This window comes from Microbulbifer sp. (genome assembly GCF_051659245.1).
Lineage (GTDB): Bacteria > Pseudomonadota > Gammaproteobacteria > Pseudomonadales > Cellvibrionaceae > Microbulbifer.
Genome location: NZ_JBOFOC010000007.1, coordinates 1 through 7716, shown reverse-complemented (window position 1 = coordinate 7716; position 7716 = coordinate 1). Strand labels below are relative to the sequence as shown.

The window sequence follows — 7716 nt, the reverse complement described above, 5'->3', positions numbered from 1 at the left end:
GATCGGACTGCGCTACGAAGCAATGCCGATCGCGGGCATGGCCCGCTTCCTACAGGGACAGTTCGGTGCTAGTCCGCGACCGCATCAATCGCGGCCCACGGCCGCGTTCGCGGGAATACCTCCGGCGCTCTCGCGCCCGCCGATTTCCCGCCGCAGCCACCACCAGGCCAGGATGCCGAGCAGCAGGTTGGCCGCTGCGGTGGCCGCGAACAGCCCGCTGATCCCCCACAGTTGATCGCCCACCCAGGCCAGCGGCAGGTAGATACCCAGCACGCGCAGGAAGGAGATCAGCGTGGCCGGCAGTGGCCGGCCGAGGCCATTGAAGGCCGCGTTGGCGGACATCACGAAGCCGTAGCCGGCGTAGCTGAAAGGCACCAGGGCCAGGTAGGCCACCGCCACCGCCAGCACCGCCTCGGAATCGCTGAACAGCTGCGCGAGAAACCCGCCCACCAGGTACAGCACCAGCGCCAGCACCAGCCCGAAAACCAGGCAGAAGCGCGCCAATACGGCGACCGTCTCCTGCATACGCCCCACCTTGCCGGCGCCGGCATTCTGGCCGATAAAGGGCCCTACCACCGAAGACAGCGCATAGAACACGATCAGCGCCACCGGCTCGATACGCAGCGCCACCCCCAGGCCCGCCACCGCGTCGGCGCCGTGCGCCGCCACCAGCGCCACCATCACACCGCCGGCCATGGGGACGATCACATTGGTGGCCACTGCCGGCAGACCCACCGCCAGAACCTTGCGCCAGGAGTGCGCCAGTACCGACCAGCGCCACTCGAGCGCGGCCAGGAGCTTTTCCCTGCACACCAGGAAATAGAGCGCGGCGAAGAAGCTGATCCCGCGCGCAATCACCGTGGACAGGGCCGCCCCCTGCAACTCCAGTCGCGGAAAGCCCAGCAGGCCGAAGATCAGCAGCGGGTCCAGCAGCAGGTTGAAAAACGCCACCGCCACCATGATGCGCCCGGTGATCGCGCTGTTGCCGATGGCGCGCAGCGCCGACAGCGCCACCATGGGCACCACCGCAAACACCGCGCCCAGGTACCAGGGCACCATATAGTCGGCGATCAGCGGCAGCATCTCCGCCGGCGCGCCCAGCAGGCGGAACAGCGATCCCACGGTAAGCAATCCCACGGCGCTGATCGTCAGCGCCACCAGCAGTGCCAGCAGCGAAGCGTCGGTCACCAGCCGCCGCACCTGGGCCATATCACCGGCGCCGTAGGCCCGCGCCACCGCCGATGACGTGCCGGCACCCAGGCCGATGGCGAAACTGTTGATCACCATCACCACCGGAAAGGAAAAGCTCATCGCCGCCAGCGGACCACTGCCCAGTTGGGAGACAAACCAGGTGTCCACCACATTGAACGACATGGTGGCGAGAATGCCCCACACCATGGGCAGGGCCAGGCGCTGCAGGTGACCGGCGACCGGGCCCTCTAGCAGGCTGGGATTGTTGGAGGTTAACGCCATGAACAACTCTTTGCGGAAAGATGGAAACTTCCGCTGGACGGCAGCGGAGTATGAAAAGAAAAACGGAACATCCTTATTTTACCATCCCTGCGGCTATTCCGTTTCAATCCCGGATTTCATCATACCGGCGCAGGGACGACGAAAAACGCATTGTAGGAGCGGCGGGGCTGGCTACGGGTGTTCCAGGCAGAGGCTCATCAGCACCGCGTCCTCGCGGGCGCCACCGTCTGCCGGGTAGTAATTCTTGCGCAGGCCGTCTTCGCGAAAACCCAGTTTGCGATAGAGTGAGCGCGCGGCGCGACTGGAGGTGCGCACTTCCAGCAGTACCCGTTCGATTTCCGGCGGCAGCTGGGCGAGCAGCTGCGTTAGCAGCGCACCGGCCACGCCGCGCCGGCGCCACCGGGGCGCCACGGCGATATCGAGAATTTCCGCCGCGTCGAACAGCCGGGAAATCACACAGCAGGCGATGGCCTCGCCCTCCCGCGACCGCAGCAGCCAGCCGTCGTGCCCGGCCTCGATACTGTCGCGGTACTGCCGTTCACTCCAGGGATGGGAGTGGGCGCTGCGCGCCAGCGCGGCCAGGGTCGGGCAGTCCGCGACGGTGGCGGCGGCCAGGCGGGCATCGGTGAGGTCGAATTCGGGGGTCATCGGGCCCCGGAATTAGGGAAACGAGTGTGCTCCGGATAGGTTTCCCGCAGCAGCTGCCACAGTGCGCGCTTGCGCTCCGGCTGCTGCAACAGCTCGGTCAGGCTGGGCATGGCCACCAGGCGGACGCCGTTCCACTCGGTCACCGGCTCTGCCAAGGGCTGCTTCAGGGAGAGGGGCGAGCAGAAGTCGCAGGCCTGCCGGCCCATCAGCCAGATGGATTTTACCGGTCGGCGGGCGCTGGCCGCTTCCAGCCAGCTGGAGCAGGTGTCGCGCGCGTCCGAGGCGGCGGCCGCGGGGCCGAAGCGGTTTTCCGCCAGGGGCCAGCGCAGCCGGTCCTGCTCCCGGGGCAGCTGGTGCCAGCCCAGAGCGCGGGCGATATTGTTGAACAGCGCCTCCACCGGCAGCGCGGCGCCGGGCTCGCGGCTGTCCACCGCCAGCAGTTCGTCTCCCAGCCACCAGCAGGAGAGGATGAACGGTTGCACCTGTTGCTGCGGCGGGGCCAGTTCGGCGGGGGTGGGCTGCGGCTGGGGGGCAGCTCGCATCTGTTCGGCGAGAGCGCCGATATCGCGTAGCGCGGTGTTCGAAGCTTGCGGGGATTCCGCGATCTCGGGCGGGCCTTCGGCCCGCTGGCGGAGCTGGAGCTCCGCGGTCCCGGGGGGCGGCTCCCTGTTTTCAACCGGTAGCTCTTCAACCGGCAGCAGCGCCTGCCGCGGTTCCGGCGCCAGGGGCAGCAGGAACCGCGGCATATAGCTGGTGACTCCCAGCGCCGACAGGTATTCCGCACGGTGCAGTTCGTGCATCAGACGCCCTTGCGCTTGCCGCCGTCGGAGGCGAGCAGGTTGAGGGCGTCCAGGTAGGCCAGGGCCGAGGCCACGAGGATGTCGATGTCCGCCCCCACGCCGTTGACCAGGCGGCCATCCAGCTCCAGGCGCACGGTGACGCTGCCCTGGGAGTCGGTGCCCTGGGTGACCGCGTTGACCGAGTAGAGCTTGAGGTCCGCGCCGCTCTCCGCCACCGATTCAATGGCCTTGAAGGTCGCGTCCACGGGGCCGCTGCCATAGGCTTCGGCGCGGTGGGACTCGCCGTCGATCAGCAGCCGCAGCTGCGCCTGCGGGAGGCTGCCGCTCTTGCTGCGCACTTCCAGGTCTTCCAACTGGTAGTGCTCCACCGGCGTCTCGCTGCCGGTGACCAGCGACTGCAGATCTTCATCGAAGATTTCGTGTTTCTTGTCCGCCAGGTCCTTGAAGCGTTGGAACACCAGGCTGAACTCGCCGGCGTCGTCAAAGTTGATTCCCAGTTCTTCGTAGCGCGCCTTGACCGCCGCGCGGCCCGAGTGTTTGCCCAGCACCAGACGGTTGTGCCCCCAGCCCACATCCTGGGCGCGCATGATTTCGTAGGTCTCGCGGTGCTTGAGAATGCCGTCCTGGTGAATGCCGGACTCGTGGGCGAAGGCGTTGGCGCCTACGATGGCCTTGTTGGGCTGCACCGGGAAGCCGGTGATGGAACTGACCAAACGCGAAGTGGGCACGATATGGGTGGCGTCTATACCGGTCTCCACCGGGTAGAGATCCTGGCGGGTGCGCACCGCCATCACGATTTCTTCCAGGGAGGCGTTGCCGGCGCGCTCGCCCAGACCGTTGATGGTGCACTCCACCTGGCGCACGCCGTTCATCACCGCGGACAGGGAGTTCGCCACCGCCAGCCCCAGATCGTTGTGACAGTGGGTGGAGAAGATGGCCCTGTCTGAGTTGGGCACATTCTCGATCACGCGTTTGAACATGGCCCCGTACTCGCCGGGCTCGCCGTAGCCGACGGTGTCGGGAATATTGATGGTGCCGGCACCGGCATTGATCACCGCCTCGATAATGCGGTACATGAATTCCGGCTCGGAGCGGCTGCCGTCCTCCAGGGAGAACTCCACATCGTCGGTAAACTGGCGCGCGCGCTTCACCGCATCCACCGCCTGGGCGAAAACCTGTTCCGGCTCCATCTGCAGCTTGTATTTCATATGGATGGGGGAGGTGGCGATAAAGGTGTGGATACGGGGGGCATTGGCTTTCTGCAGCGCCTCGCCGGCGCGGATGATGTCCGGGCCCACGGCGCGGGCCAGGCTGCATACGGTGGAATCCTTGACCGCCTCGGCCACCGCCTGCACCGCCTCGAAATCCCCCTGACTGGCGATAGCGAAGCCGGCTTCGATCACGTCCACACGCATGCGTTCGAGCATGCGCGCGATGCGGACCTTCTCATCCTTGGTCATGGAAGCGCCGGGGCTCTGCTCGCCGTCGCGCAGGGTGGTATCAAATATGACTAACTTATCTTTCTTGGTGTTCATCTGGGGCTCTTCTCCTCGTCTGGCCCGAGGCTAAACAGCGGCTGTACTGCTGTCTACGCGCCGATCAAATAAAGTGTGGAATTCTGCCGGAGGGTAACGGAATAAAATTATATGCCGCAACGCGGTAGTCGCAGCGAAAAAGCTAGTGTGCGATAGAGGTGCCAGGTGTTGAAATGGTCGGTGTGCATGGCGGTTTCGGCGCTGGGTGGAATGTGTGCATTATGCCCCCGCCGCGCCCAAGTGGTCAACAGCCATCCTAATAAACACAAGGAAAGAACAAAAAATTAGGATGTATATCTCACCTTTCTCAACAAAGCGGATGCAGCAGTCTCCGGCCCCCGGCGGGAACCGGAGCTGTTCGCGCTAATCGATCGCCGCCTCCAGTTCCGGCGACGCCAGCTCTTCAACCAAGTGGCGGGTATAGACCACCCCGCCGGTATAGCGGGCCAGATGGGTGGTGTCCACAAACATCTCCGGTGTGATGGCCGGCAGTTCCCGGTCGTTGTGCAGGCGGAGGCCGGTCTCATCTTCGATGCGCGCCACCGCTGCCGCCAGCCGCTCAGTGGCCTCCGGCGTATTCTGAATCCAGCGGCTGTTCTTCGGCAGCATCAGTACTTCCACGCGGTCGGAGATGGCCTGGAAATTTTTCACAATGCGGATAAACGCCTCCACCAGCTCCGGATCGAAGTTCAGCTCGATGATGTCGGCGGTGTTGATGCGGTGCAGGCGGTCGTCATCCAACTTGTGCTCGGTGCGCAGTGTCGCGTAAAACTCATCGAACAGCGTCAGGGTCTCGGCGGAGCGCTCTTCCGCAATGGTGCCACCGCCCTGCCAGCCGTAGTGCCATTGCTCCGCCCGGTAATCCGGGTAGTCCTCCTCGAAACGCTGATCGAGAATCCGGTTCAGCTCCCGGCGCCGGGCTTTCGCGGACTCATCTTCCGGAATCCCGGTGCGCGGACGCGGCGGGGCCAGCCCCGCGGCGACAAAACTGGTAAAGGCCTCCGCGGAAATGCCGCCCCGCAGGTAGCGGATATTGAACAGTCGCACGCCGCGTTCCGGGTCCCGCATCAGCACCGGGAAAAACTCCTGCGGTGTGCCCAGTATGGCCTGCATCGTCTCCTCGGCTTCGCGGGCGCGATTGCGGCGGGTGACGGTAGCCTGGAAGGGATTGAATTCGATCAGCGCGATTTTCAGGCGTCGCCCATCGCGCTCGAACTGCTCCCTGATACGGCGGGACAGAATGTCCTGGAACAGCGGATTGAGGCCGCCGAAACCGAAGTTGAAGGATTTCACTGGAAGGCCCCGCGCGGCCATTTCGCGGTCGAACTGCCGCGGGGAAAAGCCGGCTTCCACCCTGGAGGAACCGAAAAACATCACCAGTTCCTGAGGCTCCGCGGTGATGCGCGGGAGGGCGGCTTTGGCCTCCAGCACACGGCCGAGAAAAGCGTCCGCAGTGATTCCGGTCCCGGTGTGGAACAGGCGTACAAGCCCGAGGGCGGCACCCATTCCCAGCAGGATAACGACAACGATGCGGGCGAAAAGCGCACGCTCAGAACTGGAAGTAGATAAATTCACTGCTCGGCTCTCCTATCATCAGGCAAAGGGCCTGCACCGTAACCAGTGCCGGCCAGAATCCCCACGGCTTTTGCGCCAGACGCTCGCCGTATTCCAAAACCCCGTAGTCCACCAGGTGCATCGCCAGCAACGCCGCCATGGCGAGCCCGAGCACCAGCGCGGCACCCTGGGGCGGCGACGGCAGCGCGGCGCCGATGCTGTGCAGGGTCACCAGCATTTGCCAGGCGCCCTCCAGGCTGGCCGCGCGGAACAACACCCAGCCCATGAGTATCAGGTAGAAAGTGAGCGCCCACTTGAACAGGCGCACCCACAGCGAGCGCGACTGCACAAAGGGCGCGAACAGGCGCAGTTCACTCAGCTTGTGGGTCGCGCCGATCAGCGCACCGTGAAACGCACCCCAGGCGACAAAGGTCCAGGCAGCGCCATGCCAGAGACCGCCCAGCAGCATGGTGATAAAAATATTGCGATAGCGGTTGCCTCCGCGGTTGCCACCCAGCGGGATATAGAGGTAGTCGCGCAGCCAACTGGACAGGGAGATGTGCCAGCGGCGCCAGAAATCCACCGGCGACAGGGCAAAGTACGGCAGGCGGAAATTCAACGGAATCTGGAAGCCGAGCAACAGTGCCAACCCTATAGCCATATCGCTATAGCCGGAAAAGTCACCGTATATCTGCCCGGCGAAAGCCAGCACACCGGTCCAGGATTCCATCAGGCTGACAGGCCCCTGGGCATCGAATGCGCTTGCCGCAGGGCCGGCCAGCAGATCGGCCACGGTTTTCTTCATCAGGCCGACGGTGATCAGCAGGAAACCGTACTTGGCGTTGATCCAGGTCGGCAGCGGCAGCCGGTGGAACTGCGGCAATATCTGCCGCGCGCGCAGTATCGGGCCCGCCACCAATTGCGGAAAGAAGGCCAGTGCCGCGGTGAACTCCACCAGCCCCCGGCGCGGCTGCATGTCGCCGCGGTAGACGTCGATGGTGTAGCTCATGCTCTGGAAGGTGTAGAAGGAGATGCCCACCGGCAGTATCAGCTCCAGCGATGACAGCGACGGCTCATATCCCAGCAGCCGCAGCAGTTCGGCTACCGAGCCGATGGCGAAGTCCGCGTACTTGAATACGGCCAGTATCCCCAGATTCACCGCGATGGATATACCGAGCAGCATTTTCCGGCGCCTTCCCGCAGGTGCCGCGGCAATCCCCTGGGCGAGGAAATAGTCCACAACCGCGCTGCCGACCAGCAGCGGAATAAAGGCGTAGTTCCAGGCCCCGTAGAACACCAGGCTGGCCACCAGGATGAGATAGACCCGCGGCCTGCGTTGCAGGAACACGAACCCATAGAACAGCAGAAAGACGATAAAAAATGCAAAGAACAAGGGGGTATTGAAGATCATATGGCTGCCGTCTTGTTATTGTTTCCGTAACAACTCATCCGATGGAAAACGGCAATACCGATCTTTCCCTGATAGCTCCCTGTAGGAGCGGCGGGGCGGCCATCCGCCGCTGGCCGCGATCGGCGTCTGCCATGCGGAGAGATCTATCGCGGCCATGGGCCGCTTCTCTAAAGCGGCCCCTGAAGTCAACCACTAATCTGGTTTTTGCACTGGACAGCTGTTACTGAGTTTCAGGCTTCTCTTCTCTAAAGCGGCCCCTGAAGTCAACCACTAATCTGGTTTTTGCACTGGACAG

6 protein-coding genes are annotated in these 7716 nt (G+C 63.9%); all 6 read right to left on the bottom strand.

The genetic code is table 11. From position 1 onward, the window contains the following. Positions 1–84 precede the first annotated feature (84 nt). The 6 genes from ACRC0P_RS00645 to ACRC0P_RS00620 all read right to left on the bottom strand — a co-directional run bounded on the left by ACRC0P_RS00645 (position 85) and on the right by ACRC0P_RS00620 (position 7421). Positions 85–1473: an MATE family efflux transporter gene (locus ACRC0P_RS00645; protein WP_438627499.1), complete on the bottom strand. Its 1389-nt coding sequence runs from the start codon at positions 1471–1473 to the stop codon at positions 85–87. A 171-nt stretch (positions 1474–1644) separates the two neighbouring features. Beyond that, entirely contained in the window at positions 1645–2121 is a 477-nt protein-coding gene (rimI, locus tag ACRC0P_RS00640; protein ID WP_438627497.1) for a ribosomal protein S18-alanine N-acetyltransferase, read from the bottom strand. Continuing rightward, positions 2118–2921 carry a hypothetical protein gene (locus ACRC0P_RS00635; RefSeq protein WP_438627495.1) on the bottom strand — a complete coding sequence of 268 codons (804 nt, stop codon included), beginning with the start codon at positions 2919–2921 and terminating at the stop codon, positions 2118–2120. The genes rimI and ACRC0P_RS00635 overlap by 4 nt, the downstream gene beginning before the upstream one ends. Next, positions 2921–4456 carry a 2-isopropylmalate synthase gene (locus ACRC0P_RS00630; protein ID WP_438627493.1) on the bottom strand — a complete coding sequence of 512 codons (1536 nt, stop codon included), beginning with the start codon at positions 4454–4456 and terminating at the stop codon, positions 2921–2923. The genes ACRC0P_RS00635 and ACRC0P_RS00630 overlap by 1 nt, the downstream gene beginning before the upstream one ends. A 363-nt stretch (positions 4457–4819) precedes the next feature. After that, positions 4820–6031 carry a hypothetical protein gene (locus tag ACRC0P_RS00625; RefSeq protein ID WP_438627491.1) on the bottom strand — a complete coding sequence of 404 codons (1212 nt, stop codon included), beginning with the start codon at positions 6029–6031 and terminating at the stop codon, positions 4820–4822. Further along, a complete protein-coding gene (locus tag ACRC0P_RS00620) occupies positions 6006–7421 on the bottom strand; it encodes an MBOAT family O-acyltransferase (RefSeq protein WP_438627489.1) in 1416 nt (471 codons plus the stop codon). The genes ACRC0P_RS00625 and ACRC0P_RS00620 overlap by 26 nt, the downstream gene beginning before the upstream one ends. Positions 7422–7716 lie beyond the last annotated feature (295 nt).

Excerpts from the sequence above, each read along its gene's own strand:
- ACRC0P_RS00645 (WP_438627499.1), bottom strand. The coding sequence starts at position 1,473 with ATGGCGTTAACCTCCAACAATCCCAGCCTGCTAGAGGGCCCGGTCGCC.
- rimI (WP_438627497.1), bottom strand. The coding sequence starts at position 2,121 with ATGACCCCCGAATTCGACCTCACCGATGCCCGCCTGGCCGCCGCCACC.
- ACRC0P_RS00635 (WP_438627495.1), bottom strand. The coding sequence starts at position 2,921 with ATGCACGAACTGCACCGTGCGGAATACCTGTCGGCGCTGGGAGTCACC.
- ACRC0P_RS00630 (WP_438627493.1), bottom strand. The coding sequence starts at position 4,456 with ATGAACACCAAGAAAGATAAGTTAGTCATATTTGATACCACCCTGCGC.
- ACRC0P_RS00620 (WP_438627489.1), bottom strand. The coding sequence starts at position 7,421 with ATGATCTTCAATACCCCCTTGTTCTTTGCATTTTTTATCGTCTTTCTG.